The organism is Streptomyces sp. NBC_01224 (assembly GCF_036002945.1).
In the GTDB taxonomy this organism is placed as follows: Bacteria; Actinomycetota; Actinomycetes; order Streptomycetales; family Streptomycetaceae; genus Streptomyces.
In genome coordinates, this window is sequence record NZ_CP108529.1 from 551860 (window position 1) to 577218 (window position 25359).

Sequence of the window (25359 nt, forward strand, 5' to 3'; positions counted from 1 at the left end):
GGTCCCTCCCGAGGGGCCTGTTCGGCCCCTCGCCACCCTTCGGTACTGAACCGCCATCGGCGCTGCTGTGCGTCAGTAGGCCCCGAACACGTTGTCGATGGAGCCGTACTTGTCGGCGGCGTAGTTGCACGCTGCGGTGATGTTGGCGATCGGGTCGTAGCTGTCCATCGACGTACCGGGCACGTGGTAGGCACGGAACGTGGGGTCGATGATCTGGAGGAGGCCCTTGGACGGCGTGCCCTTGGCGGCGTTCGAGTCCCAGTTGTTGATGGCCAGGGGGTTGCCGGACGACTCGCGCATGACGTTGCGGTGGATTCCGTCGTAGCTGCCGGGGATGCTGTGCTTGGCCATGACGGCCAGCGACTGCTTGATCCAGCCGTCCAGGTCGTTCGTGTACGTCGCAGCCTTCGCGGCCGGTGCGGCAGTGGCGGAAGTCTTGGACTCGGCCTGGGCACCGATTGTCAGCTTCATGCCCGGGCGAATCCCTGCGGGGTTGTCGCCGACGATCTCTCGATTGTCCTCGTACAGCTTCTGCCAGCCACCACTGAGTGAATGCTCCCGCGCGATCTTGGAAAGGGTATCGCCCGCGATCACGGAATAGATGGTGGGCGCATCCTTCTGCGCGGTCTTTTCCTTGACGGTGGCGACGGTCGACGCCGCAGCCTTTTCGGCGGTGGCGGACTGCACCGGCGCTGCCGAGGCGAAGCCGGCACCGACCAGCGGAAGCACGAGAGCGGCTCCGCCCGTGGTCGCGGCGATGAGACCACGGGTCAGCGAAGTGGACTTGCGACGACGGTGGATACCCGTTGCAGACATAGCGAATTCCTCTCCGTCGCCTACGAGGTGAGCTGTCGGGTTCGGACTGGAGATGTCCGGTCGCACGCGAATGCGGCTTCGCCCCGAGCCGTTCCGGATACCGGATCGGCGGCTTACCTGGGTCCCCCGCTCCTGCCGTCCATGAGTGGTCGGATTGCCGGACGGCGGCAGGATTCGGCGTTCCGTCCGGATTGACGGTGACCGTAGGCGAGAAACACCGAAGGGAACAAGCCCCTATTTTTGGATCACAATTCATTTGCAAGATCAAACCGCGGAATTGGCAGTAATCCACCTCACACCGCGAAGCCAAATTTCCTTGCACAGAAGGGAACCGGACAGCGCGCCACGGCGTCTTGAACTCTTAACGTGACTCACACCACGGGATCCACAAAAGGGGCAATTTGGTCAGCATTCAAGGGTCGCAATTCTCCCCAAATTCCTCTTTATTAACCAAGGGATCACTTCTAAGCAAATCGCCCATACTGGAACATTTACATGCGATCCGGATGTCTCTCGGGCCGATCGCATCCGCCGGGACTCCATGGCCTCCGGTCTCCTGGCGAAGCGGCCCGCGGGCCGCTCGTCGCACTCCCCCGCACGACATCGAGGCTTTGCCATTCGTCCTCCGGGTCGTTATCGTTTTCAACGGCTCTGTTGTCTCCGATAGAGGTGGACGTTGCGCATCTGAGGTTCGCGATCATCGCGCCGTACGGCTCCGGCCGTACGCCCGTCACGCAGTGGCAGTGTTCAGTCCTGCCCGTGACCCCGCGTGGATGCGACCTCGGTGCATGAGCCGTCCCTCGATCTTTCGGACCGCCGCACCTCCCTCCCGGTTCGGTCGCTGCGTGGTGCTCGCATACGAAGCCCCCGTTCACCGCGCTTGCGACTGCGAGGATCACCATGGCGACACCCACCGCCCCCAGCGCCTCTCTCACCTGCTCCGCCCTGTCCTTCCAGTGGCCGGACGGCACGACCGTCTTCGACGGGCTCTCCCTCAGCATCGGCCGCGGCCGCACCGGTCTCGTCGGGACCAACGGCGCGGGCAAGTCGACACTGCTGCGACTTCTGGCCGGCCAACTGCGCCCGTCCCAGGGCTCGGTGACCGTCGGCGGCAGCCTCGCCCACCTCCCTCAGAACATCACCCTCGACACGAGCCTGCGTGTGGACGAGGCCCTGGGCATCGCCGGACGGCGCAATGCGCTGCGCGCCATCGAAGCCGGGGATGTGGACGAGAAACACTTCGAGACGATCGGCGACGACTGGGACGTCGAGGAACGAGCCCTCGCGACACTGGGGTCACTCGGACTCGGCGATGTCGAACTGGACCGCACCGTAGGCCAGATGTCCGGCGGGGAGACCGTCCTGCTGCGCCTGGCCGCACTGCTGCTGGAGCATCCCGACGTTCTCCTGCTGGACGAACCGACCAACAACCTCGATGTGTTCGCTCGCCGCAGGCTCTACGAGGCCGTCGACTCCTGGCGCTCCGGTGTCCTCGTCGTGGTGAGCCACGATCTCGAACTGCTGGAGCGCGTGGACCGCATCGCCGAACTGCGCTCCGGATCCGTGAACTGGTACGGAGGCGGCTGGTCCGCCTACGAAGAAGCCCTGGCCACCGAACAGGAAGCCGCCGGGCGGATGTTGCGGGCCGCCGAGGCCGACGTACGCCGGCAGAAGCGCGAGCTGGAGGAGACCCATGTGAAGCTGGCGCGCCGCCAGCGGCACGGCAGGAAGATCGAGGCCGAGCGGCGGCTCCCGAAGATCCTCGCCGGCGCGCGGAAGCGGTCCGCACAGGAGTCGGCGGGCAAGCTTCGCGGCCTCCAGGAGGACCGGCTGAGTGAGGCGCGCGAGCGCCGCGAAGAGGCCGCGGACGCGATCCGTAACGACGCCGAGATCCGAGTCAGCCTTCCCCACACCGCCGTTCCCACCGGACGCACCGTGCTGAGCCTGCACGAACTGCGTCCCCGGTTCGGTCGGCTGTACGAGGGCAACCTCCATGTACACGGGCCCGAACGGATCGCGCTCGTCGGGCGCAACGGCGCCGGCAAGACGACACTGCTGCGCACCCTCACCGGCGAGCTGGCTCCGCTGTCCGGCGAGGCCAGGACTTTCGTACCGCTGCGGTTCCTTCCACAGCGGCTGGATGTGCTGGACGAGGAGCTGAGCGTCGCGGCGAACGTCACCCGCATGGCTCCCGGGGTCGCCGACAACCACATCCGCTCCCAGCTCGCGCGCTTCTTGTTCCAGGGGAAACGCGCGGAACAACCGGCGGGCACCCTCTCGGGCGGGGAACGCTTCCGTGCCGCGCTCGCGGCGACGATGCTCGCCGCACCGGCCCCGCAGCTGCTGATGCTGGACGAGCCGACCAACAATCTCGACATCGCCAGCGTGCGACAGCTGACCAGCGCACTTGAGTCCTACGAGGGTGCGCTGCTGATCGCCGGCCACGACCTGCCGTTCCTCGAATCGGTCGGCATCACCCGCTGGCTGCTCCTCGCGGAGGAGCTCCGGGACACCACCGCGGAGGAGGTGGGCGACCTGCTCGCAACACCGGAAGCGGACTGAGCGGCCGCGTATCTCCGAGAGGCCGGGCTCGTCCGGCCCCTCGGACGTACGGGAGGGGGTGCGGGCCTTCAGCATGACGAAGGCCCGCACCCCCTGTCGAGGGTCAGAGCCTGGCGGTGATCTTGTTCATCTTCTCGATCTCGGCGGTCTGGGCCGTGATTACGGCGCCGGCGAGCTTCTTCGCGTCGGCGTTGCTGCCGTTCTTCTGCTCGTCCTCGGCCATGGTGACCGCGCCCTCGTGGTGGCCGATCATGAGCCGGGCGAACTTCTTGTCGAAGTCCTTGCCCTTGGCGGCTTCGAGGTTGCTCATGTCGCTGTCGGACATCATCCCGGGCGTCGCCGAACCGTCCGAGCCGTGGTCCATGCCGGGCATGTCCCCCATCGAGGAAGAGGACGAGGGCAGCGGCTTGCCCCAGGACGTCAGCCAGCCCTTCATGGTGTTGATCTCGGGGTCCTGGGCCTTCTCGATCGCGGCGGCCAGCTCCTTGATCTCGGGGTCGGCGGCGCGGCCGTCGGCCAGCCGCGCCATCTCGATGGCCTGCTGATGGTGCGGGATCATCTGCTGCGCGAACTTCACGTCCGCGTCATTGAACGCACTGCCGGGGGTGGCAGGCGCGGTGGCGCCGGCGGAGCCGTGGTCCATGCCGGGCATGGACGAGCCGTCGGTCCTGGATCCTTCGGAGGAGCCGCAGGCCGCCAGCGTCAGAGCGAGTGAGGCGACGATGCCGGCGGCCGCGAGCGCGCGGCGACGGGCAGGGGAAGACAGAGAAGCGGACATCAAACGTTCTTTCCAGGTGGATGCGCCACGTCCGTGGCGCGCGAAAAGGGGCAGGATCATCAGGCCGGTCCGGCCTGATGGCCGGGAGCCGGCAGACACCTGTCACGTCCGCGCGATGCACACCTGGAGGAGTAGATCCCTGCCGGCGAACGGCGGACCCCGCCGTGCCGGTCCGCGCACCGCCGTACGTCGCCTGCCGAGCACCCATACGGCCAGGACCACGAGGCCCAGCGCCATGAGGAGCGGCAGCAGGCGGTCGCGGGCGTGGGTGGATACGCACGACTCGCCGTTCATCCCGGGCATGACCGCGGCCGCGTGGGCGGTGCCGTGCTCACCCGTCAAGGCTGTGTGGCCGGCACCCGTCGTCGTGGAAACGGGCGCGTCCGAGGTCACGGCCATTGCGCCGTGGCAGCCCTCGGCGGCGCTCGCCGGGGCCCCATGCATGAGGAACAGCCCACACAGGACGGCACACAGCACGAGCAGCCGGGACACTCCCGGTGTGCGCGTCCGCCTGCGATCCACGGCTGCCTCGAATTCTCGGTCGTACAGGTCCTGCGGTACGTGCCCGAGGATACCCCCGCAGGGTTTCCCCGTCCTGTCGCACCCCGACCATCGCACCCGGCACCGTCCGGACACCTTGCTGGGCTACGGTGCCCGCGAAACTCGGCATACGTACGGATTGCGGGACCTGCTCGTGCGGGGCGCCCGGCTGGGAGTGAGCGATGAACACGTCGACGGCGTCGGCGGGAACGGACGAGTTGAAGCGCCGTCTGAGCGTGTTCGACGCCGTGGTCATCGGCCTGGGTTCGATGATCGGCGCCGGCATTTTCGCCGCACCGGCACCTGCCGCCGCGGCCGCCGGGTCCGGGCTGCTGCTCGGCCTGGGGCTGGCTGCGGTGGTCGCGTACTGCAACGCGACGTCCTCCGCCCGGCTGGCCGGTCGCTACCCGGAGTCCGGTGGCACCTATGTGTACGGCCGTGAACGCCTCGGCGACTTCTGGGGTTATCTCGCGGGCTGGGGCTTCGTCGTCGGCAAAACAGCTTCCTGTGCGGCCATGTCACTCACCGTGGGCTCCTACGTGTGGCCCGGCCAGACGCACGCGGTCGCCGTCGCGGCGGTGGTGGCGCTGACCGCGCTCAACTACACCGGTCTGCACAAGTCTGCCTGGCTGACCCGGGTGATCGTCGCGTTCGTCCTAGCGGTCCTCGCGGCGGTGATCACCGCCTGTATCGGCGGCGGAACCGCCGATGCCGGGCATCTGGCCATCGGCGCGGACGCCACTGTCAGCGGAGTTCTGCAGGCGGCCGGTCTGCTGTTCTTCGCGTTCGCCGGATACGCGCGGATCGCCACCCTCGGCGAGGAGGTACGCGACCCGCATCGCACCATCCCCCGCGCGATCCCGCTCGCGCTGGCCATCACGCTGCTCGTCTACGCAGCCGTCGCCGTCACGGTGCTCGCCGTCCTGGGTCCTGATCGCCTCGCCCATACCGCGGCCCCATTGGCCGAGGCCGCACGCGCGGCGGGCGTCCCCGGCCTCGCGCCGGTGGTGCGGGCCGGTGCGGCCGTCGCCGCACTCGGCTCCCTCCTCGCGCTCATCCTCGGTGTCTCACGCACCACCCTGGCCATGGCCCGCGACCGCCACCTGCCGCACGTCCTGGCCACGGTGCACCCCCGCTTCAAAGTCCCTCACCGCGCGGAGGCCGCCGTCGGCGCCGTGGTTGCGGTCCTTGCCGCCACGACCGACGTCCGAGGGGCGATCGGCTTCTCCTCCTTCGGTGTCCTCGCCTACTACGCCATCGCCAACGCCGCTGCCTGGACGCTCACCGCGGACGAAGGCCGCCCGCCCCGCATCGTGCCCGGCGCCGGCCTGACGGGCTGTCTGCTCCTCGCCTTCACCCTGCCGTCGGCCTCGGTCGTCTCCGGCACCGCGGTGATCGCGGCCGGAGCCGCGGCCTATGGCGTACGCACGGTCCTCAGCCGCGCGCGCAGCTAGGTGTACTTGGTCATGACTTTGGTGACAGGTCGGCTGATCGGGGGTTGGCCTGCGAGCCCTGTGTGTCGGCGTCGAGTGTTGTAAGAAGTCAGCCACGGCGCCAGTGCGTGGGCGCGTTCGGTGTTGCTGGTGAACACCTGGTGGTAGGCCCATTCGGTTTGCGGGGTGCGGTTGAAGCGTTCGACCTTGCCGTTGGTCCAGGGACAGTGGGGGCGGATGAAGCGCTGTTCGGCGCCCAGGTCGGCGATGGCCTGGCGGAAGGCGGCGCTCTTGCGGTAGGTCCAGGCGTTGTCGGTGATGACCCGTTCGATGCGGTCGATGCGGTCGATGCCACAGGCTGCGAAGAAGGCGGCTGCGCGTGTGAGGAAGCCGGCGCTGCTGAGCCGGCAGTTCGTGCAGCACATGGTCAACGACGCCACGGCGGGACAGTTGGTCGAGGTCATCCCGAACCCCGCTCACCAGCGGTCTTCGTTGATCCGGCTGACCGACGGCGGCAGGGCGGCGATCACCTCCGTCCTCGCCCGCGAGCAGGCCCTGCTGCGCCAAGTGGACGGGAACCTGACCGACGCCGACGTGACGGCCTGCGTACGGGTGCTCAGCAGCATGCTTGAACTCTTCGACGACGTCGACCTGGACTGACGCCAGGCCCGGGTTCGAGCCCCTTCACGAGGCGATCCCTGCGCCGGCTGCAAGGCTTCAGCCACCACACGGCCACCAAATGCGGAACCAATTCTCTGCGTCTACGCTCATATGTGGATCTATGCCGCCAACGGTGGTGACTCGACAGGAAGCGAGATCCCCATGGAGCGGCTCAAGATGTCGGGAATCGTCGGGGAGCTCTCGGCGGAGTTCCTCGGCACGATGATTCTCATCCTCTTCGGCTGTGGTGTGGTGGCCCAGGTCGTAGCCGGCGGAGCACTCACCGAGCCGCCGGGGGGTCTCGGAAATCACGACAGCATCGCCTGGGCATGGGGTCTCGGAGTCACTCTGGGTGTCTATGTGGCGGGCAGGCTGAGCGGGGCGCACCTCAATCCCGCTGTGACTCTTTCACTTGCCGCTTTCAAGGACTTCCCCTGGAAGAAAGTGGCTCCCTACGCACTCGCGCAGCTCGCAGGAGCGTTCGTCGGGGCACTGGTGGTGCGATGGAATTACACCGAGGCCCTGGCGAAGGCGGACCCGGGGCACACGATCAAGACACAATTCGTTTTCTCAACGCTGCCCGCCAACGGGAACCCCGCGCTTCCGGTTACCGAATGGGGAGCGCTGCGGGACCAGGTCATCGGAACCGCCATTCTTGTGCTGCTGATCTTCGCGGTCACGGATCTTCTCAATACGCCACCGGGCGCGAATCTCGGCCCGTTCATCGTGGGCCTCATCGTGGTGGGCATCGGTATGGCGTGGGGCACCAATGCCGGGTACGCGATCAATCCGGCCCGTGACGTCGGGCCCCGGCTCGCGAGTTTCCTCACCGGCTACGGAGGAGCGTGGCGGGACCAGTACGGGAACTTCTACTACTGGGTGCCCATTGTGGGCCCACTCGTGGGTGGCCCGGTCGGTGCATTCCTCTACAAGGTCCTCGTCGGCCGTTTCCTGCCCACCGCGGAGGCGGAGCCGGAGGGCAGTATCCCCATTCCATCGGAGGAGTGACGCCCGGTTCTTCGTCGAGCGGGGACTCAGGAGAGGCAGCACGCCATGGCGGACTTCATCGGCGCGGTGGATCAAGGCACCACCAGCAGCCGCTTCATGATCTTCGATCACGACGGGAACGAAGTGGCCAAGCACCAGTTGGAGCACGAGCAGATCCTGCCCCGCCCCGGCTGGGTGGAGCACGACCCGGTGGAGATCTGGGAGCGCACCAACTCGGTGATGCAGAACGCTCTGCGCACCGGAGGTCTGAGCGCCACCGATCTCGATGCCATCGGGATCACGAACCAGCGCGAGACCACCGTCGTCTGGGACCCCCGCACCGGTCGTCCGTACTGCAACGCCATCGTGTGGCAGGACACCCGGACCGACTCGATCGCCAAGGCCCTGGAGAACGAGGGCCATGGCGAAGTCATTCGCCGCAAGTCGGGTCTGCCTCCGGCCACTTACTTCTCCGGCGGGAAGATCAAGTGGATCCTCGACAATGTCGAGGGAGTCCGCGAGGCTGCGGAACGGGGCCATGCGGTGTTCGGGAACACGGACTGCTGGGTGTTGTGGAACCTCACCGGCGGCCCCGACGGCGGCATCCACGCCACCGACGTGACCAATGCCAGCCGGACGATGCTGATGAACCTGGAGACGCTCGACTGGGACGACGAATTGCTGGGCATCTTGGGCATCCCCAGGGCAATGCTGCCGGCCATCCACCCGTCCTCCGACGCGGAGGCGTACGGCCGCACACGCACGTCCCGGCCCCTGCGGGCCGCGATCCCGATCACCGGGGTGCTCGGCGACCAGCATGCGGCCACCGTGGGGCAGGTGTGCTTCGAGCCGGGCCAGGCGAAGAACACCTACGGCACCGGAAACTTCCTCGTGCTCAACACCGGTACGAAACTGATCCGGTCACGGCACGGCCTGCTCACCACCGTCGCTTACCAGTTCGACAAGAGCCCGGCGGTCTACGCTCTGGAGGGCTCCATCGCGGTCACGGGATCCGCCGTGCAGTGGCTGCGGGACCAGATGAAGATCATCAGCGAAGCCGCCGAGAGCGAACGGCTCGCCGGAACCGTCGAGGACAACGGCGGGATGTACTTCGTGCCGGCGTTCTCGGGCCTCTTCGCTCCCTACTGGCGCTCGGACGCCCGCGGCGCCATCGTCGGTCTCGCCCGCTACAACACCAACGCCCATCTGGCGCGGGCCACTCTGGAAGCCATCTGCTACCAGAGCCGGGATGTGGTGGAGGCGATGGAACAGGACTCAGGTGTCCATCTCGATGTGCTCAAGGTCGACGGCGGGGTCACGGCCAACGATCTGTGCATGCAGATCCAGGCGGATGTCCTGGGGGTACAGGTGAGCCGCCCGGTCGTCGCCGAGACCACGGCATTGGGCGCCGCGTATGCGGCGGGTCTCGCCACCGGTTTCTGGCGCGACCAGGGCGAGTTGCGGGCGCATTGGCAGGAGTCGAAACGCTGGGAGCCGCAGTGGAGCGACGAGCAGCGCGCCGAGGGTTACGCCGATTGGAAGAAAGCTGTCGAGCGCACTCTCGACTGGGTGAGGGTGGGATGACGGCAGGTGTCCGACGACCGTACGGGCGTGCCCGGCCGGGTACGCCCGTACGGTGCGGTCGGGTCAGGCCTCGGTGCGCAGTCCGGCCGGCAGCTGGTAGACGGTTTCGGTGCCTTGCCGCAGGGTTTCGACGCCGATGTGTTCGTCGGTGCCGTGCATGCGCTTGAGCATGTCCCGTTTCACGGTGAACGGGACATGCCGTAGACGGGTACTTTCTGTTCCCGGAACGGCACCGCGCTGGTGACCGCCTCGAACTGGCAGGCATTGGCCCGTACTCCGGGGTGTGTCCTGCGTACGGCCGTCGTCCCGGTCTCGGCGGCCGGGGTGCCGGCCAGCGAGCACATCGCCGAGCGTGCCGTCGACGCGACGGGCACCGGGCCGTGCGGTGACTCCTTCTCTCGGGGTGCCGTCGGGGCCGAGCAGGGTGCCCGCTCGGTGCATCCGGCCCAGCAGCCGACGTGGGTCGTCGCGGACCAGGCTCCAGTCGTCGACGATCACCGTGCCGGCCGAGAGCACCGCCGCCTCGGTGAGGTCGTCCAGCGAGACATGACAGACGAGCGTGCCCGGCCGCAGCCAGTCAGGCTCGATGTAGCCCCGGGTCACCGTCGTGACGGGCACGACGAGTTCGGCGTCGCGCACAGCCTCGCGCGGACCGTCAGCGAGCACCGTCCCGACGTCCGCGGTCTCGGGGAGCAAAGCGATGTACCGGGCTACAGACTTCGCACGGTCGGGCGCCACGTCGTACAGCGAGATTCGGCGCAGGGTGGGCACGGTGCGCAGCAGCAGCGCCACATGCGCCTGTGCGAGCGCGCCGCAGCCGAGAAGCGCCAGCTGTCGAGGCTCCTCCACCGCCAGATGGCGAACGGCGAGCGCGGTCACCGCCGCGGTGCGCATCGCACTGATGTACGCGGCCTCCATCAGTGCGAGGGGGCGGGCGGTCTCCGGGTCGAGGAGCAGGGTGAAGCCCTGGGTGCGCGGTATTCCGCGTCCCGGGTTGCCGATCGAGGCGTTGATGGTCTTCATACCGATGAGCGGTGGCCGGCCGTCCTGGACCAGCGCGCCGGGCATGGCCGGCAGCCGGGCCGAGTCGCCCTGAGGCGTGGTCCAGCCGAGGTAGGCCTCCTCGGGGAGGACCGACTGTCCGGCGGAGTGCAGCATGAGCGCCTCGGCCACCGCCGCCACGATGTCCACGTCGCGGGCCGCCTCGATGACGTCCGCACGGGTCAGACAGCGGAAGTGGCTGTCGGGGTACTGCTCGAAGTCCATTGCGGTGAGGCTCCTTGGCGTGAGGGTCGGTGGTGGGGAGAGTCCGGGGGGGTCAGTCGCCGGCGCCGCGCGGCCCGCGCAGCATCGCGAAGGGGACGAGCGCGCCGAGCAGCAGCACGCAGGCGAGCGCGACCCAGCCGGCCGTACCGAGGGTGAGGACGACGCCGGTCATCAGCACCGGGCCCGCGACTCGGTTGGCGACGGTGCGGCTGGTATTGAACAGCACCAGGTAGGCGCTGCGCGCCCGCTCGGGTGCCAACTCGAAGGAGAGAGTCCACGATGCGCCGACCTGGAGCAGTTCGGCGAACGTCAGGAGGACGACGGCGGCGCCGAGCACCAGCAGTGCTTCCCGCGCTCCGAAGCCGGGCGCGGCGGCGAAGGCCAGGGTGCCGCAGCTGAGCAGCAGTGCCGCGGTCGCGTAGGAGTACCACGCCCGGCGCGTTGTGCTGTAGCAGCGGTTGAGCGGGTACTGAAGGGCGATGCACAGCACGGTGTTGACGGCGTACAGGATTCCGACATAGCGCTCCGGTACGTCGGTCCCGGTGACGAGCCACAACGGGAAGGCCACGTTGAGCACCGGCATCCAGAGCGACACCAGTGCGTTGTACGCGGTGAAGCCCAGCAGCCGTCGGTCCTTGAGCAGATCCGCGACGCGGGCGCTCTCGACAGCGGTCGCGGCTTCCTCTCCCTGGGCGGTGGCGTACACCACGGCCACCACCACATAAGCGAGTGCGCCACCGATCAGCAGCGGCCGGAAGGCTCCGGGCGCTCCGGAACCCAGGGCGACTCCGGCGATCAGCCCGCCCAGACTGATGCCGAGGTTGACGACGGTGCGCTGCACGGCCATCACCTTCGCGCGCAGGCTCTCGGGGGCTCGCGCACCGACGTACGACTGGACCAGTGGAGGCGAGGACTGCTCGGTGACGGCGATGACGCCCACCACGAGGAGAAAGCTCCACCAGCCATCCACCCACAGATAGCCGACGGTGGCCAGGGCGCGCAGCAGCATCACACCGATCAGCACCGGCTTCGGCCCGAATCGTCCGGCCAGCCGGGCGATGGGCACGGCGGCGGCAATGGCGACGGCTCCGCCGATCGTCAGGCCGGTGCCGACGGACGACGTGCTGAGATGAGCGACCTTGACGAAATAGATGGTCGAGACGGCGAGGAACAGTCCTGTGCCGGTCCACTCGATCAGCGTGGCGCCCTGGACCAGCGGCAGGAACTGCCGGTAGTCGGGGCCCGTCCGCCGCTGGTCAAGGGTGGTGCTCGTGCTCATTGTCAGTGCTCCTGGTGCTTTCGGTTGAAGAAGAGGCCTTCGCGGCGCAGTTGTTCCACGGCGGCCGTGATCTCCTTGACGACGCCCTGCTCGGTCGCCCAGTCGTCGCAGTAGAGGGTGTCGCGGTATTTGCCGCTGTCGTCGGCGGCCAGGCAGACCGCGAGCCGGTCGTCCATGCGGCCGTTCTCCAGGTCGGTCAGCAGCGCGCGTACGACGAAGCCGCTGGATCCCCCGAGTACAAGTCCCACGTCCTCGGCGAGGATCCGGCAGTAGGCGATCGCCTCGATGTCGTCGACGTGCACGGCACGGTCGTAGCCGCACGGCCCTTTCAGGAAGGCGGACGGCCGACTGGCTCCGATGCCCGGCAGCAGCCGGCGTCCGGCGCTGCCTGCGACGGCCGGCGAACCGTGTACGTCCACGGCGACCGCGGCGACGTCGGGCCGGTGCTGGCGCAGATGTGCGCTGATGCCGGCGAGGGCGCCGCCGGTGGAGACCGGCACGTACACCGCGCCGAGTTCCGGTCCCGCCTGCTCGGTGATCTCGGGTCCGGTGGTGCGGCGGTGGAGGGGCCGTGTTCCTCGAGTTTCAGTCCCAGACGCCGCACCCGGCCCCGGTGGGCGACGTCCAGGTGGAGTAAGGGAATCTTGCGGAGGGCCCGTGCCATGACGGGTTTGACACGCGGCACTGCTTCCCCCTGTGCGATGCGTCGTTGACCTCTTCCATGGGTCGACCGCTCTGCCCCGCTGCGCGCACTCAGACCTTAGGCATGCACCCCCCGGTGTCACCACGCCACTGTCCGGCGCGCGTGTCGCTCTTGGCCAGAACAGCGCTTGACGCCTCTTCGCGCCCTTCCGCATCCCTGCTGAGGATCCCAGCGCCGACCGGGAGGGGATGGCTCAATGGTCCGCCGCACGCCGGGTACGGTCGGCAATTCGAAATGGCCGGTTCGGTACAACACCTGCCGGTGCTGCCGGACCCGCACGACGAGAACCGTCCCGACCCTGTGCCGGAACGGTTCCGTCGCTGTGTGGTCGGAGCCCCACGTGGTGGCCCGGACTGCCGGGCAGAGGCCGGCCGGGCCACCGACATGGTCAGTGAACTCCCGTGCCCTGCAACCGGATCCGGCGCGCGCTCGGGCGGGCATGCCGGGGGATCCGGCGCAGGGCGGCGGGTCGTCAGCAGATCCGCGGCAGTTGCTCCCCGACCGGCAGATCGACCACCCGTGTACCGCCGAGCCCGGTGCGGGCCACCACCATGCCCGGGTGGGCCTCCACCGCCTCACCGATCACCGCCGCGTCCCGGCCCAGCGGGTGTGCACGCATCGCGTCCAGGACCGCATCGGCGTGTTCACGCGGTACGAATGCCACCAGCTTCCCCTCATTGGCGACGTACATCGCATCGAGGCCCAGGATGGCGCAGGCATTGGCCACCGGCGGAGGGACGGGGACTTTTCGCTCCTGGATCACGATGCCGGTGCCCGACGCCGCTGCGATCTCGTTGAGGGATGCGGCGAGCCCCCCACGGGTGGGGTCGCGCAGTACGTGCAGGTCCCCGGTGACCGAGAGCATGGCCTCCACCAGTCCTCCCAGGGCCGCGCAGTCGCTTTCGATCTCGACGCCGAACTCCAGTCCCTCGCGCACGCTCATGATCGCCACGCCGTGGACACCGATCGCCCCACTGACGATCACGACGTCACCCGGGACGACACGCTGCGGACGCAGGTCGATGCCGGCCGGGATGAGGCCGATGCCGGCAGTGTTGATGAAGATGCCGTCGCCGTGACCGGCTTCGACCACCTTGGTGTCCCCCGTCGCCACCTCGACGCCCGCGTTGCGCGCGGCGGCGCCGAAGGCGTCGGCCACGCGCGCGACGACGGATAGCTCGACGCCCTCCTCCAGGATGAATCCGCAGGACAGATAGGCGGCACGCGCACCGCTCATGGCCAGGTCGTTGACGGTGCCGTTGACCGCGAGGTCGCCGATACTGCCACCGGGGAAGAACAGCGGACGCACCACGAAGGAGTCGGTGGAGAAGGCCAGGCGGGCGCCGCCCATCGAAACCGATGCCGCATCGCCCATCTGCGCGAGCACCTCACCTCCGAAGGCGGGGGCGAAGATGTGCTGGACCAGCTCTGCGGAGAGCGCGCCGCCACCGCCGTGGCCCATCACGATGCGAGGGTGATCCCGCAGCGGGGCCGGGCACGTCCATGCCGTGGGATCGAGCGGCGGGGTGCTGGAGGAAGGCGTTGCCGAAGCGGTTACGTCGCCGCGCGTGGGGATCTCGACGGTCTCAGCCAACGGAGCTCGCCTCCAGAGGTGCGGTCTTCTTCATGTCCAGCCGCCGGTAGAGGTAGTACGCGGCGCAGGCGCCCTCGCTGGAGACCATGGTCGCTCCGAGTGGTGTGCGAGGAGTGCAGATGGTGCCGAATGCCTCGCATTCATGGGGCTTCAGCAGGCCCTGCAGAACCTCTCCGCTGCGGCACTGAGCGGGTTCACGGGTATCGATACCGGTCACCGAGAAACGGTATTCGGCGTCGTAGTCCCGATAGCGCGGGGAGAGCCGCCAGCCGCTGGCGGGGATGACGCCGATGCCGCGCCAGGACCGGTCGGTCACCTCGAAGACGTCCTCCAGCATGGCCAGAGCGGCGGGGTTGCCCTCTGGGCGCACTGCGCGCGGGTAGGCGTTGTCCACCGTGTGTTCACCGCGTTCCAGCTGGGCCACGGTACGGCGCACGCCTTCCAGGATGTCCAGCGGTTCGAATCCTGTCACCACGATCGGGACGCCGTACCGTTCGGCCAGCTGGGGATACTCGCCCACGCCCATGACGCTGCATACATGTCCTGCGGCGAGGAATGCCTGCACCCTGCAGTTCGGCGACTGCATGATCGCCTCGATCGCCGGTGGCACCCGGACATGTGACACCAGCAGACTGAAGTTGCGGATGCCGAGCCTGCGTGCCTGATAGACCGTCATCGCATTTGGAGGCGCGGTGGTTTCGAAGCCGATTCCGAAGAACACGACCTCCCGATCCGGGTTCTGCTGGGCGATCTTCAGCGCGTCGAGCGGGGAGTAGACGACCCGTACGTCGCCGCCCTCGCTGCGGACCCGGAACAGGTCCCGGCCGGTGCCGGGGACGCGGAGCATGTCGCCGAAGGAACAGAAGATCACCTCCGGGCGGGAGGCGATCTCCAGCGCCTTGTCGATGACTTCCAGCGGGGTGACGCACACCGGGCAGCCCGGTCCGTGGATCAGTTCGACCTGGTCCGGCAGCAGTTGATCGATGCCGTGCCGGATGATGGTGTGGGTCTGCCCGCCGCAGACCTCCATCAGCGCCCATGGCCTGGTCACGGTGGAGCGGATCTCCTCGAGCAGCCGCCGGGCCAGTGCGGGGTCCTGGAATTCGTCGATGTACTTCACTGCTGCGCCTCCTGGGCCGCTTCTCCGGCGCCGGGCAGCGGCAGCCCGCCGGCCTCTGCCGCCATTTCCCACGGGTCGCCGAACTCTTCTTGAAGCATGCCGAGTTGGGCAAACAGCTCCAGTGTCTGCCGGGCCGATTCCTCGTCCAGTTTCTGCAGGGCGAACCCCACGTGGACGATGGCGTACTCGCCGACCTGAAGGTCCGGCAGATACTCCAGGCATGCTTCCTTGACCACTCCGCCGAAATCGACGGTGGCCATGCGTGTGCCGTCCCGTTCCTCGATTTCCAGTACTCTGCCGGGCACCGCCAGGCACATGGCTTCTCCTTGCTGTGGTTGATCCGCCTGCCCGGTCCTGCCGGGACACGCCTCAGTGGATGGCCGCACTCCCCTGCGCCGCTCCGATGCGGCCATCCGGTGTTCGGGCGGCGCGGATTCGGGCGGCGACCATCACCTGCCCCAGTGCCAGCCCTCCGTCGTTCGGGGGGATCTGGTGGTGTCGCAGGACGGTGAAGTCGTGTCCGCGAAGCGTCCGGGCGCAGGCCGAGGAGAGCCGGGTGTTGGCGAACACTCCGCCGGTCAGGGCAACGGTGTCCAGGCCGTACCGCTCACGTGCCAGGACGCAGGTGCTGCGCACGAGGGCGGCGACCGACTCGTGGAAGCGTGCCGCGATGACGCCCGGCGCAGTACCCGCGCGCACGTCCTCCACCACCGCCGTCAGTACGGGCGCGGGGTCGGCGATCAGCGCGCTCCCGCTGTCCGGTGCGGGAGAGCGGAGCGCAAAGCCGTAACCTGCGCAGTCGTCCTCGGCCGCCTGGAGCGCGGCGGTTTCGAGTTCGACGGCGGCCTGGGCCTCGTATCCGGCCCGGTGACAGAGTCCGGTGAGGGAGGAGACGGCGTCGAACAGCCGGCCCATGCTGGAGGTGGGGACACAGTTGAGACTCTGCTCCAACTGACGCTTCAGTACGTCCAGTTCGTCGGGCGGGCAGGCCGCGGTGCACGGCAGGTCCGGCGCCCAGCCGATTCCTGCCGCGTGCAGATGTGCCAGGGCCATGCGGTAGGGACGCCGTACGGCGGCGTCGCCGCCCGGCAGAGGGACATACGCGAGATGCCCGAACCGGTGGTAACCGTCGTAGTCCGCCAGCAGGATCTCTCCGCCCCACACGGCTCCGTCGTCGCCGTAGCCGGTGCCGTCGAACGCGACGCCGATCACGCGCCGACTGCCGTCCAGGCCGTGTTCTGCCATTGCGGAGGCGATGTGTGCGTGATGGTGCTGTACGCGTACGACCTGCCGTTCACCGGCCAGACGGCGGGTCAGCTGTCCCGAGCGGTATCCGGGATGTCTGTCGACGGCCAGGACTGCGGGACGCACCCCGGTGATGGTCTCCAACTGCTGACCGGCATCCTCGAAGGCATGTTGTGTGGCGAGGTCGTCCATGTCTCCGATGTGGGCGGACAGCCAGGCTCTGCGCCCCTCCGCCAGGCACAGGGTGTTCTTGAGGTCGCCGCCCGCGGCGAGGATCGCCGGTACCGGGAGAGGCAGTTCAACGGGCCGGGGGGCGTAGCCGCGTGAGCGGCGTACGGTCAGCAGTTCCCCGTCACAGACGCGTACGACGGAGTCGTCGCACGGTACCTGGATCGGCCGGTCGTGGATCAGCCAGGCGTCGGCCATGCGGGCGAGCCGTTCCAGCGCTTCGGCGTCGTCGGTGACGATCGGCTCCCCGGCCACGTTGCCGCTCGTCATGACGAGAAGGCGTGGCCCGGCCGGGTCGCCGGGCAGGCCGAGGAGCAAGTGGTGCAGGGGGGTGTAGGCAAGCATGACGCCGAGATCCGGGCTGCCCGGGGCGACGTTGTCCGACGGTGCCGGCGCGTCCGGCCCGGGGACGGCGCGGCTGCGGCGCCTCAGCAGGACGATCGGCCGGATGACGCCGGTGAGCAGCGCCCGCTCCTCCGCGCCGACATGGACAAGGTGTTCGATGTCGGCGATGTCGCGGGCCATCAGGGCGAACGGCTTGTCTCCACGGGCCTTGCGGCGGCGGAGTGCGGCCACGGCCCGGGCATTGGTCGCATCGCACGCGAGGTGGTACCCACCGAGCCCCTTGACGGCGAGGATCGCGCCGTCGGCCAGGAGTCTGCGGGCCTCGGCGACCGGGTCCGCCGCGGTGACACGTCGCGGGGGCTGGTCCGGATCCGGGTGCGCCACCAGCAGATCGAGGCGCGGCCCGCATCGGTGGCAGGCGACCGGCTGGGCATGGAAGCGGCGGTCTGCGGGGTCTGCGTACTCGCGGGCGCAGTCGGGGCACATGGGGAAGCGGACCATGGTGGTGTGTGCGCGGTCGTACGGCAGGTCCGTGACGATGGTGAACCGCGGCCCGCAGTTGGTGCAGGTGATGAAGGGGTGCCGGTGGCGCCGGTCCGCGGGGTCGGCCAGTTCGGCGAGGCAGTCGGCGCAGGTGGCCACGTCCGGGGGGACCAGCGTGCGGGAGGGGCCGCCGGTCCGGGAGGCGACGATGGCGAATCCGGCACCGCCCTCGGCGGGGACTTCCCTGTGCTCGACGGAATCGAGGACGGCCATGGGCGGTGCGTTCGCGACGATCCCTTCGCAGAACAGGGCCACGGCGGCAGGTGAGCCCTCGACTTCCGCGACGACGCCCTCGGGGGTGTTGGTGACGTGTCCTGCCAGGCCCATCGCGAGGGCGCGCGTGTACACGTAGGGCCGGAACCCGACGCCTTGGACGACGCCCCGGACGGTGACCCGGCGACGCTGCGCCGGCTCACCCATGGCCGGGCCGGACCGTTGGGTCGTCACGCGCGGGTCTGCGCCATTGCGCCGGACGCATCCGTCGCAGCACCGGGCTCGCCCCGACCGGCATGCGTGTGGGGGCGGCCGTGAGAAGTCTCGCCGGGCTCTGTGTGTGTATGCGTGTGTGTGGAGTGGTGCTGCTGGGCCATGACAGGCCGGTGGACCGGGGTTCCGTTCGCGGCGTCCAGCGCCCGTTCGAGGAGCGCCCCTACGCCGTCACCGCTCCGGGCAGAGGTGAGGAGCACTTCCACACCGGGATTGACCTGCTCGACGTGGGCGCGGAACGCGTCCTCGTCGAAGGCCGCAGCCTCGGCGATGTCCGTCTTGGTGACGAGCACCAGGTGCGCCAGCCCGAAGGCGGTGGGGTACTTCAGCGGCTTGTCCTCGCCCTCGGTGACCGAGGCGAGGACGACCCTCAGGGTTTCCCCGAGGTCGTACGAGGCCGGGCAGACCAGGTTGCCGACGTTCTCCACGAAGAGCAGCCGGGTGTCCTCGGGCAGCCACCCGTCGAGATGCCCACCCAGCATCCGGGCCTCCAGGTGACAGAGGCCGTCGGTGAGCACCTGCTTGACCGGGACTCCGGAACGGGCCAGGCGCATGGCGTCGTTCTCGGTGGCCAGGTCTGCGGTCAGCGCCGCGACGGGGACGCCCGTCTCACGGGCCAGGACCAGTTCGCGTTCGAGCAGTGCCGTCTTCCCGCTGCCCGGGCTGGAGAGCAGATTGACGACCGCGGTCCCGCGGGCGGCAAGTTCGGTGCGCAGGCGATGCGCTGTCGTGTCGTTCTTCGCGAGTACCGCCTGCTGCAGATCGACCACACGGCACATGGTTCAGCGCTCCTCGGAAATCGGTTCACGGGTACGTCTTTGCGCAGGTCCTTCGTCCCAGTGGACGTCGGAGATCTGCAGTTCGCGGCCCGAGAGCAGCTCCGCGGTTGCCTCGCCGCACAAGGGGCAGCACAGCTGCGGAGGCATTCCGACCGCCCATTCGTCCGCACAGGGCGCGCAGCGTGCTCTCGCCCGTACGGAGTCGACCACCAGCTCCGCGCCTTCCAGAACGGTCCCGGCGCAGGCCAGTTCGAAACAGAAGGACAGTGCGTCGGGGACCACTCCGGCCAGCTCGCCGACCTGGAGCCGGACGGATGTGACGGCGACGGCGCCGCCGGCCAGGGCTGCTTCTTCCACCTGGCCGACGACGGCCATGGCGATGGACATCTCATGCATGGATCTCCGTCCTGCCCGCGTCATTACACCGGGGGGTTGCAGCCGCAGCCGGGCTGGCTCGCCGGTGCCGGACGGTACGTACGTCATTCGGTGCAGCCCGGGACCTGACGGATCGGGGTGCCGTCACATGCACCGCATGCGCACGTAGCGCCTGATGTCGGGCAGTACCTGGGCCACGAGTGCGGCAACGACGGCGGCGAGCGCGCCGCCGATGATGATCTTCTTCATGACGGTGTTCGTCTCCTCAGTTGATGGCCTGGCCGACCGCCGACTGTGCGGTGGGCGCGGTCCGTTCGTCATCCCGCACAAGGCGCAGGACCATGTTCACGGCCTCCGGTACAGCAGCGGCCACGGGACCGCTCAGGCCGATGCCCTCCTCGACGCAGGCTGGTTCGCATCCGACAACCAGCGTGCGTCTCGGGGGGGTGCAGCCCGTCCCGGCACACAGGGTCTCCAGCAGGGCCAGGACCGCGTCGGGGGACATGCGGTGGCCGTCGAGCAGAGCTTCCTGCGGCTCGATACGGCCGGGCCGGTCGGCCTCGATCAGATACAGCGTTCCGGGATCGCCGCCGCGTTCGGTGGCATCGATCAGGACCAGCGTGTCGTATCCGTCGAGGAGCTGGTAGGCGAGGTGGACTCCGCGCACCCCGATGTCCACCGCTTCGACGTGGCCGGGCAGGGGCCCTGACGCCAGTCGTCGTACGGTCTCGACGCCGAAGCCGTCGTCGCCGAGGAAGATGTTGCCGACGCCCGCCACCAAAGTCGTCGTTCTCCGCTCCGAGGGCGCTGTCATGCGTCCTCCAGTGGTGCGACCTCGTCGGGTTGGAAGTACAGGAACCGGCCCTGCTCGCGCCGGATGTCCGCACCCGGATCGCCCTCCACGGTGACCGCGAGGTGCACTCCCCCGTCCACGTCGTGGAGTACCGCTTCGACCAGTGCGCTGCGACCTTGCAGGAAGAGGTCCTGGGCGTCGGTGCGGCGCAGGCCCGGCCGCAGGAGTACGCGGCTGCCCGCGCCCACCGACCGCCCGTCCACCAGGATCCGGTCGCGTGCCGGGTCGGCGTCGGCGTCGGCGGCCGGGTCCCACCACGGCTGGTCCGGCCGGATCAGGTCGTACTCGTCGGGCCCTTCCGGCAATTGCGGAAATCCGTCGGGCCGAACGGCCGCGGGCGCACCCGGCTCGGTGACTTCCCGCAGGGCCCGCACCGCGCCGTGCAGCCGCTCCAGGACCTCGGGGGGCATCGAGTCGGCCAGGTCGATCACGGCGGCCGCCCGGTCGTCCGTCCCCCTGGCCTCGCGCTTCTCCTGGTCCGTCAGGGCGGCCGTGCGCAGCGCGAGGATCTCGTCGATCTCCGTGGAGTCGTACAGCGCTCCGGGGCTCTCCGGGGCAATGGCCGGGTGGTCCTCAAGGATGATCGGGGACGAGAGCACCAGGTCCGCGCGGCCGGGCTCCCCGGCCAGTACGGGCCAGGTGTGCAGATTCCGGCAGCCCGCGACTGCGCCCTTGGCCCACTCGGGAGGGTCCGTCATCGACAGGAACGAGCCCGCGCTCAGGCCCAGGAGAAGATGGGCGGCCACCAGTGACCTGGGCAGAGCGGCGTCGCGGTCTACGTCGCCGGCGTTCGGCGTCCATGTGCTGGTGTTCTCCACGACGGCGGTGAGCCGCATCGCGCGGTAGGGGCCGTCGAGTTCGGCAGCGGACAGCCGTACCGCGCCGCTGATCTCCTCGCAACGGCGCACCAGGCGGCCCACGGTCCGGCCGTCCTCGTCACGGACGGTTTCGGTCTCCTCGCGTGCCGGGCGTGTGAAGGGGACGACGACTCCGTCGCCGGTGAGCTCGGCCACGGTCGCGAGCACTTCGACCCGTTCTTCCGCACCCTCGTCCCACGGAACCAGGACCCGGTCGGTGAGGTGGAGTTCGGGGACGGTCTCGAAGGTGCCGTCGTCGCGGAGCTGCTGCACGGTGCGCCGTTGGGCGTGCAGGAACCGCGCCTCGGCCGCCAGAGTCGCGTCGGCCTTCGGTTCCATCAGGCACTCGGTGTGCTGGAAGTCGTACTCTTCGGCCGCTGCCGCCCAGGCCGATGGTACGAGCACCCCGAACTGCCAGCGGAGCCGGTTCTTGGCCGCCGACGCGCGGTACGGGTAGAGGACGTAGCCCTCGAAGAGGACGGCGTCGGCCACACCCCGGGCGGCGGCGAAACGGGACTCCAGCGCGGGGGTGAGCGCGGATGTGGTCACTGCGCCGTCCTCTCGGCGAGCCCGGCGAGCCCGGCGTCGGCGAATGCCCGGTCCGCCGGCGGGAGGGCCGTGGTCCCGGCCGCGTCGAGAAGCGCCCGGACGGTCGTCTCCCAGGAGGGCAGTGCGTGCCGGGAGCGGTATGCGATCAGGTCGCTCATGGTGTCGCGGGGAAGCCGGATCCAGCCGCACCCGGGGAAGTGCTGGTCGACCATCTCCTTCCACACCGCCACCGGCATCCGGAAGGGCGCCTCCAGGTCCCAGGGCACCGGCTCGACCCGGAAGCCTCCGGAACCGGTGAAAGCGGTGCCGGAGAAGAGCATGAGGAGCGGCACCTCACCATCCGTCAGCGCGTTCAAGTACCGTGTTGCGGCGATCTCCAGGTCATAGGTGCAGGGCACGACGACGTCCGTCTCGGTCGCCCCGGTGAACGCGGGCACCATGACCGGGACCTGGGCGAACTGCACAGGCTGGAGTGTGCTGCCCCAGCGTGAGCGCTCTCCGAACAGGTCCGTCAGGCCCTCGGCCTCAGTCGTTTCGTAGCCGCGCCGGGCCGGCTCGATACGGATCTGGCAGCGCAGCGCGAGTGCGTGCACCCGCGCCTCTTCGGATGCGGTGATGCGCAGCCGGAAGACCAGGGTGGGGCCGGCGGCGTACGGGTCGGCGCGTACGCCGGTGCAGGTGAAGGTGAAGTCCGTCATGGTCGTAGCTCCCCCACCGTTGCCTCGGCCCGGCGTTCGACGTGTTCGAAGAAGGCCTGCAGATCGGCACGGGCCTCGGCTCCTCCGTCGAAGCCCTGCCACAGCAGGCGCATGCGTCCCACCAGCTCGTAGCAGATGTCGATCGGTACCAGATAGCACTCGGCCCGGCCCTCGGTGCGGCGCAACAGCAGTGCCTCCACGTCGGGTTCGAGCAGCTGGGAGAGACGGCTGCCGCCGAGGACCGTCTGCCAGGTCGACGGATCGAGTTCGCTCTCGGTGGCTCCGGCAGGGCTCGGGTAGAGCGCCACCAGCCGGTCCAGTGCGGCGTTCCGGAAGAAGAAAGCCACGCTGACCGGGATCTGCAGGAGTTCCCACGCGTTGTCGTCGAGACGGTGGTCGTGGTCGGCCAGATAGCGGTCCGGGACGCTCAGGAACCGGCCGTGGGCGGCGCCGGGCCGCTCGAAGAGCAGGGCGCACGGGGTGCAGGCGCACGCCAGGGAACGCTCCTCGGTGTCCACCAAATGCCGGTGGTTCCCCTCGGCCACCGGCACTCCGCACAGTTCGCAACGCTCCTGCCGGGGTTCGCGCGGTGCCGCGAACCGCCGCAGCGTGTGCACGCCCGAGGCGGGCGCGGGCCGCCCGACCCACGTCATGGGCGCGCTCATGACGTTCCGGCCGAGGCCGGCCGGGCGGTTGCCACGCCCTGCGGCGGGCGGGTTCCGATTTGAAGGAGTGCCGGCTCCTGAGTGGCGGAGGCGGGCTCCATCTCCACGCTGGTCACCTCCGGTGCGAAGCAGGCCAGGGCGTTCTCGACGGACTGCTGCGCCGACGACGCGCCGCTGCAGCCGCATCCGCCCGTGCCGGCGTTGCGCAGGCGCAGAGTGCCTGTGCTCTCGTCGAAGCTCACCACCTCGACGGGGTCGCGGACGGCCGCGAGGGCCCGCCCGATGCGGGTACCCATGTCCTCGGGGTGCAGGTCATGCAGGACCAGCAGGCTCGACACGAGGTCGTCGCCCAGGAGTTCTTCCAGCGTGTCGCCGGTTTCGCGGCCCGGTGCGGCCCGGAGCCCGTCGAGGATCCGGGCCAGCCCGGCGCCGTAGAAGTCCATCAGGACCCGCACCAGTTCCTCGGCCACCGCGGAGGCCTTCCGGTCACCGGCCGCCGTCAGTTGCCCGAGCACCTCTTCGATGCGACGTCCGGCCTGCTCCGCGTCCGGCGACTTCGTCGCCGCGGAATGTGTTGTCGCGCTCATCCGCCCAGTCCGCTCAGCCCGGTGGGCACATGCATCTTCTGCACCGTCTTGCCCCCACCGACGTACATGTGGACGCCGCACGGGAGACAGGGGTCGAAGCTGCGCACGGTGCGCATGATGTCGATGCCCTTGAAGTTCTCCGGCGGGTTCTCCTCGAAGATCGGCGTGTTCTGCACGGCGTCCTCGTAGGGACCGGGAGTTCCGTAGCTGTCCCTGGTGCTGGCGTTCCACGGCGTCGGAGGGTAGGGGTGATAGTTGGCGATCTTGCCGTCCCTGATCACCATGTGGTGCGACAGCACGCCGCGTACGGCCTCGGTGAATCCGACGCCGATGCTCTCGTCCGGGACGTCGAACTTCTCCCAGGTCTGGGTACGTCCGGCGCGGACCTCTTCGAGTCCCTTCTCCGCACAGTGCAGCGCGATCGCGGCCGCGTACGCCTGGAAGTAGGTGCGGGCGCGGTTGCGCTCCAGCGCGTTGCTCCACTTCGGGATCTTCCACTCGAAGGTGGTCTCGGGCTTGGTCATCGTGCGCGGCAGGTTGATGACGACGCTGTGACCGGTGGCCTTGACGTAGCCGACGTCGACGAGTCCGGAGAGCGCGGTGGACCACAGCCGGGCGATGGGGCCGCCGCCGGTGTCGAGGGCCAGGTGGTCCTTGCCGTCGAACCAGCGCGGCGACATCACCCAGCTGTACTTGTCGTCGAAGTTCCGCTTCTGCGGCGCCGGGATCGTGTGCTGGTTCCACGGGTGGCGGGGGTCGACCGGGTTGCCGAGCGGGTCGTGGGTGACGAACTGCTCCTTGCCCTCCCAGTCGTCGTAGTACGAACTGCCCAGCAGGATCCGGATGCCGAGGTTGATCTCGGTCAGGTCATTGGTGACCAGCTTGCCGTCCACGATCACACCGGGGGTGACGAACATCCTCCGTCCCCAGTCGCTCATGTTGGCGTACGTGAAGTCGCAGTGCTCAGGGTCGTTGAGCGCTCCCCAGCACCCGAGCAACACCCGTCGGCGGCCGACCTCTTCGTACCCGGGCAGGGCCTCGTAGAAGAAGTCGAACAGGTCGTCGTGCAGGGGCACGACCCGCTTCATGAACTCCACATAGCGCATGAGGCGGCTGAGGTAGTCCGTGAAGAGCTGGACGGAGGCGATGGTGCCCACGCCGCCCGGGTAGAGCGTGGACGGGTGCACATGGCGCCCCTCCATCAGGCAGAACATCTCCCGGGTGTAGCGGCTCACCTGGAGGGCCTCGCGGTAGAACTCGCCCTCGATGGGGTTGAGCGACCGCATGATGTCGGCGATCGTACGGTAGCCGTGCTCCCCGGCGTGCGGCGCTTCGGTGCGCTCGGCCAGTTCCAGGACACCGGGATTGGTCTCGCGGACCATCTTTTCGCAGTAGTCGACCCCGACCAGGTTCTCCTGGAAGATGTTGTGGTCGAACATGTACTCCGCGGACTCGCCGAGGTTGATGATCCACTCACCGAGGTGCGGCGGCTTCACTCCGTACGCCATGTTCTGCGTGTATACGGAACACGTGGCGTGGTTGTCGCCACAGATCCCGCAGATGCGACTGGTGATGAAATGCGCGTCCCTGGGGTCCTTGCCCCGCATGAAGACGCTGTAGCCGCGGAAGACCGACGAGGTGCTGTAGCACTCCGCGACCCGCTTCTGCTTGAAGTCGATCTTCGTGTGGATACCGAGACTGCCCACGATCCGGGTAATCGGATCCCAGGCCATCTCCACCAGGCCGCTGCCGTCGCCGGCCGCCTTCGTTTTCGGTGCCATCGTGTGTGCCATAGCCCTTCTGAGAAGCGTGAGGTGGGGTCGTCAC

General features: G+C 68.8%; 23 protein-coding genes, 2 pseudogenes and 1 riboswitch. Of the genes and pseudogenes, 5 read left to right on the forward strand and 20 right to left on the reverse strand.

The annotated features are described in order from the left end of the window. Positions 1 to 72: 72 nt before the first annotated feature. The gene (locus tag OG609_RS02370; RefSeq protein WP_327271209.1) at positions 73 to 816 is read right to left on the reverse strand and encodes a transglycosylase SLT domain-containing protein; all 744 of its coding nucleotides are present in this window, start codon (positions 814 to 816) and stop codon (positions 73 to 75) included. 4 nt (positions 817 to 820) lie between these two features. Beyond that, positions 821 to 1006, reverse strand: a riboswitch (cyclic di-AMP (ydaO/yuaA leader). Between the two features lie 710 nt (positions 1007 to 1716). Between OG609_RS02370 and OG609_RS02375 the strand changes: the two genes are divergently transcribed. After that, on the forward strand, positions 1717 to 3378 hold the full coding sequence (locus OG609_RS02375) for an ABC-F family ATP-binding cassette domain-containing protein (protein WP_327271210.1): 1662 nt from the start codon (positions 1717 to 1719) through the stop codon (positions 3376 to 3378). A gap of 103 nt (positions 3379 to 3481) precedes the next feature. Here OG609_RS02375 and OG609_RS02380 read toward each other — a convergent pair whose 3' ends face one another. Both OG609_RS02380 and OG609_RS02385 read right to left on the reverse strand, forming a co-directional pair. After that, positions 3482 to 4156 carry a DUF305 domain-containing protein gene (locus OG609_RS02380; protein ID WP_327271211.1) on the reverse strand — a complete coding sequence of 225 codons (675 nt, stop codon included), beginning with the start codon at positions 4154 to 4156 and terminating at the stop codon, positions 3482 to 3484. 102 nt (positions 4157 to 4258) lie between these two features. Continuing rightward, positions 4259 to 4600 (reverse strand): hypothetical protein, encoded by a 342-nt coding sequence (locus OG609_RS02385; RefSeq protein WP_327271212.1) that lies wholly within the window; start codon positions 4598 to 4600, stop codon positions 4259 to 4261. Between the two features lie 278 nt (positions 4601 to 4878). Between OG609_RS02385 and OG609_RS02390 the strand changes: the two genes are divergently transcribed. Further along, the gene (locus OG609_RS02390; protein WP_327271213.1) at positions 4879 to 6150 is read left to right on the forward strand and encodes an APC family permease; all 1272 of its coding nucleotides are present in this window, start codon (positions 4879 to 4881) and stop codon (positions 6148 to 6150) included. Here the strand turns inward: OG609_RS02390 and OG609_RS02395 are convergent. Further along, positions 6147 to 6524: pseudogene (locus OG609_RS02395) on the reverse strand (integrase core domain-containing protein); the annotation flags it as partial. The gene OG609_RS02390 and the pseudogene OG609_RS02395 overlap by 4 nt on opposite strands. A 4-nt stretch (positions 6525 to 6528) precedes the next feature. On the opposite strand from OG609_RS02395, the pseudogene OG609_RS02400 reads away from it, so the two are divergent. The 3 genes and pseudogenes from OG609_RS02400 to glpK all read left to right on the forward strand — a co-directional run. Further along, positions 6529 to 6789: pseudogene (locus OG609_RS02400) on the forward strand (MarR family winged helix-turn-helix transcriptional regulator); the annotation flags it as partial. Positions 6790 to 6951: 162 nt separating this feature from the next. Further along, complete coding sequence (locus tag OG609_RS02405) at positions 6952 to 7797, forward strand: MIP/aquaporin family protein (RefSeq protein ID WP_327277915.1); 846 nt, start codon at positions 6952 to 6954, stop codon at positions 7795 to 7797. Positions 7798 to 7842: 45 nt separating this feature from the next. Then, positions 7843 to 9360, forward strand: coding sequence for a glycerol kinase GlpK (gene glpK / locus OG609_RS02410; protein WP_327271214.1), 1518 nt, complete (start codon positions 7843 to 7845; stop codon positions 9358 to 9360). A 63-nt stretch (positions 9361 to 9423) separates the two neighbouring features. Here glpK and OG609_RS02415 read toward each other — a convergent pair whose 3' ends face one another. The 16 genes from OG609_RS02415 to OG609_RS02485 all read right to left on the reverse strand — a co-directional run bounded on the left by OG609_RS02415 (position 9424) and on the right by OG609_RS02485 (position 25313). Next, on the reverse strand, positions 9424 to 10626 hold the full coding sequence (locus OG609_RS02415; protein ID WP_327271215.1) for an ornithine cyclodeaminase family protein: 1203 nt from the start codon (positions 10624 to 10626) through the stop codon (positions 9424 to 9426). A gap of 52 nt (positions 10627 to 10678) precedes the next feature. Further along, positions 10679 to 11905, reverse strand: coding sequence for an MFS transporter (locus OG609_RS02420; protein WP_327271216.1), 1227 nt, complete (start codon positions 11903 to 11905; stop codon positions 10679 to 10681). 2 nt (positions 11906 to 11907) lie between these two features. Next, complete coding sequence (locus tag OG609_RS02425; protein ID WP_327271217.1) at positions 11908 to 12762, reverse strand: pyridoxal-phosphate dependent enzyme; 855 nt, start codon at positions 12760 to 12762, stop codon at positions 11908 to 11910. Between the two features lie 318 nt (positions 12763 to 13080). After that, positions 13081 to 14184, reverse strand: a complete 1104-nt coding sequence (gene hypE, locus OG609_RS02430) for a hydrogenase expression/formation protein HypE (protein ID WP_442818056.1) — start codon at positions 14182 to 14184, stop codon at positions 13081 to 13083. 10 nt (positions 14185 to 14194) lie between these two features. Next, positions 14195 to 15322, reverse strand: a complete 1128-nt coding sequence (hypD, locus tag OG609_RS02435) for a hydrogenase formation protein HypD (RefSeq protein ID WP_327271218.1) — start codon at positions 15320 to 15322, stop codon at positions 14195 to 14197. Further along, positions 15319 to 15639, reverse strand: a complete 321-nt coding sequence (locus OG609_RS02440) for a HypC/HybG/HupF family hydrogenase formation chaperone (RefSeq protein ID WP_093897385.1) — start codon at positions 15637 to 15639, stop codon at positions 15319 to 15321. Before OG609_RS02440 ends, hypD begins: the two co-directional genes overlap by 4 nt. A gap of 52 nt (positions 15640 to 15691) precedes the next feature. After that, positions 15692 to 18103 carry a carbamoyltransferase HypF gene (hypF, locus tag OG609_RS02445; protein WP_327277917.1) on the reverse strand — a complete coding sequence of 804 codons (2412 nt, stop codon included), beginning with the start codon at positions 18101 to 18103 and terminating at the stop codon, positions 15692 to 15694. A gap of 23 nt (positions 18104 to 18126) precedes the next feature. Continuing rightward, a complete protein-coding gene (gene hypB / locus OG609_RS02450; protein ID WP_327271219.1) occupies positions 18127 to 18948 on the reverse strand; it encodes a hydrogenase nickel incorporation protein HypB in 822 nt (273 codons plus the stop codon). 3 nt (positions 18949 to 18951) lie between these two features. Next, positions 18952 to 19344: a hydrogenase maturation nickel metallochaperone HypA gene (gene hypA, locus OG609_RS02455; RefSeq protein ID WP_327271220.1), complete on the reverse strand. Its 393-nt coding sequence runs from the start codon at positions 19342 to 19344 to the stop codon at positions 18952 to 18954. A gap of 123 nt (positions 19345 to 19467) precedes the next feature. Beyond that, positions 19468 to 19572: a DUF6893 family small protein gene (locus OG609_RS45990; protein ID WP_382903752.1), complete on the reverse strand. Its 105-nt coding sequence runs from the start codon at positions 19570 to 19572 to the stop codon at positions 19468 to 19470. 16 nt (positions 19573 to 19588) lie between these two features. Next, entirely contained in the window at positions 19589 to 20137 is a 549-nt protein-coding gene (locus tag OG609_RS02460; RefSeq protein ID WP_327271221.1) for a hydrogenase maturation protease, read from the reverse strand. Next, complete coding sequence (locus OG609_RS02465) at positions 20134 to 21582, reverse strand: hypothetical protein (protein WP_327271222.1); 1449 nt, start codon at positions 21580 to 21582, stop codon at positions 20134 to 20136. The genes OG609_RS02460 and OG609_RS02465 overlap by 4 nt, the downstream gene beginning before the upstream one ends. Next, the gene (locus OG609_RS02470) at positions 21579 to 22280 is read right to left on the reverse strand and encodes a DUF6084 family protein (protein ID WP_327271223.1); all 702 of its coding nucleotides are present in this window, start codon (positions 22278 to 22280) and stop codon (positions 21579 to 21581) included. The genes OG609_RS02465 and OG609_RS02470 overlap by 4 nt, the downstream gene beginning before the upstream one ends. Further along, the gene (locus OG609_RS02475) at positions 22277 to 22945 is read right to left on the reverse strand and encodes a DUF5947 family protein (RefSeq protein ID WP_382942818.1); all 669 of its coding nucleotides are present in this window, start codon (positions 22943 to 22945) and stop codon (positions 22277 to 22279) included. Before OG609_RS02475 ends, OG609_RS02470 begins: the two co-directional genes overlap by 4 nt. Further along, on the reverse strand, positions 22942 to 23532 hold the full coding sequence (locus OG609_RS02480; RefSeq protein ID WP_327271225.1) for a hypothetical protein: 591 nt from the start codon (positions 23530 to 23532) through the stop codon (positions 22942 to 22944). Before OG609_RS02480 ends, OG609_RS02475 begins: the two co-directional genes overlap by 4 nt. Next, positions 23529 to 25313 (reverse strand): nickel-dependent hydrogenase large subunit, encoded by a 1785-nt coding sequence (locus OG609_RS02485; protein WP_327271226.1) that lies wholly within the window; start codon positions 25311 to 25313, stop codon positions 23529 to 23531. Before OG609_RS02485 ends, OG609_RS02480 begins: the two co-directional genes overlap by 4 nt. Between the last annotated feature and the right edge of the window lie 46 nt (positions 25314 to 25359).

Bases quoted from the DNA above. Each gene is read 5' to 3' on its own strand.
- OG609_RS02370 (WP_327271209.1), bottom strand. From the start codon at position 816: ATGTCTGCAACGGGTATCCACCGTCGTCGCAAGTCCACTTCGCTGACC.
- OG609_RS02375 (WP_327271210.1), top strand. From the start codon at position 1,717: ATGGCGACACCCACCGCCCCCAGCGCCTCTCTCACCTGCTCCGCCCTG.
- OG609_RS02380 (WP_327271211.1), bottom strand. From the start codon at position 4,156: ATGTCCGCTTCTCTGTCTTCCCCTGCCCGTCGCCGCGCGCTCGCGGCC.
- OG609_RS02385 (WP_327271212.1), bottom strand. From the start codon at position 4,600: ATGCATGGGGCCCCGGCGAGCGCCGCCGAGGGCTGCCACGGCGCAATG.
- OG609_RS02390 (WP_327271213.1), top strand. From the start codon at position 4,879: ATGAACACGTCGACGGCGTCGGCGGGAACGGACGAGTTGAAGCGCCGT.
- OG609_RS02405 (WP_327277915.1), top strand. From the start codon at position 6,952: ATGGAGCGGCTCAAGATGTCGGGAATCGTCGGGGAGCTCTCGGCGGAG.
- glpK (WP_327271214.1), top strand. From the start codon at position 7,843: ATGGCGGACTTCATCGGCGCGGTGGATCAAGGCACCACCAGCAGCCGC.
- OG609_RS02415 (WP_327271215.1), bottom strand. From the start codon at position 10,626: ATGGACTTCGAGCAGTACCCCGACAGCCACTTCCGCTGTCTGACCCGT.
- OG609_RS02420 (WP_327271216.1), bottom strand. From the start codon at position 11,905: ATGAGCACGAGCACCACCCTTGACCAGCGGCGGACGGGCCCCGACTAC.
- OG609_RS02425 (WP_327271217.1), bottom strand. From the start codon at position 12,762: ATGCGGAAGGGCGCGAAGAGGCGTCAAGCGCTGTTCTGGCCAAGAGCG.
- OG609_RS02440 (WP_093897385.1), bottom strand. From the start codon at position 15,639: ATGTGCCTGGCGGTGCCCGGCAGAGTACTGGAAATCGAGGAACGGGAC.
- hypF (WP_327277917.1), bottom strand. From the start codon at position 18,103: ATGGGTGAGCCGGCGCAGCGTCGCCGGGTCACCGTCCGGGGCGTCGTC.
- hypB (WP_327271219.1), bottom strand. From the start codon at position 18,948: ATGTGCCGTGTGGTCGATCTGCAGCAGGCGGTACTCGCGAAGAACGAC.
- hypA (WP_327271220.1), bottom strand. From the start codon at position 19,344: ATGCATGAGATGTCCATCGCCATGGCCGTCGTCGGCCAGGTGGAAGAA.
- OG609_RS45990 (WP_382903752.1), bottom strand. From the start codon at position 19,572: ATGAAGAAGATCATCATCGGCGGCGCGCTCGCCGCCGTCGTTGCCGCA.
- OG609_RS02460 (WP_327271221.1), bottom strand. From the start codon at position 20,137: ATGACAGCGCCCTCGGAGCGGAGAACGACGACTTTGGTGGCGGGCGTC.
- OG609_RS02470 (WP_327271223.1), bottom strand. From the start codon at position 22,280: ATGACGGACTTCACCTTCACCTGCACCGGCGTACGCGCCGACCCGTAC.
- OG609_RS02475 (WP_382942818.1), bottom strand. From the start codon at position 22,945: ATGAGCGCGCCCATGACGTGGGTCGGGCGGCCCGCGCCCGCCTCGGGC.
- OG609_RS02480 (WP_327271225.1), bottom strand. From the start codon at position 23,532: ATGAGCGCGACAACACATTCCGCGGCGACGAAGTCGCCGGACGCGGAG.
- OG609_RS02485 (WP_327271226.1), bottom strand. From the start codon at position 25,313: ATGGCACCGAAAACGAAGGCGGCCGGCGACGGCAGCGGCCTGGTGGAG.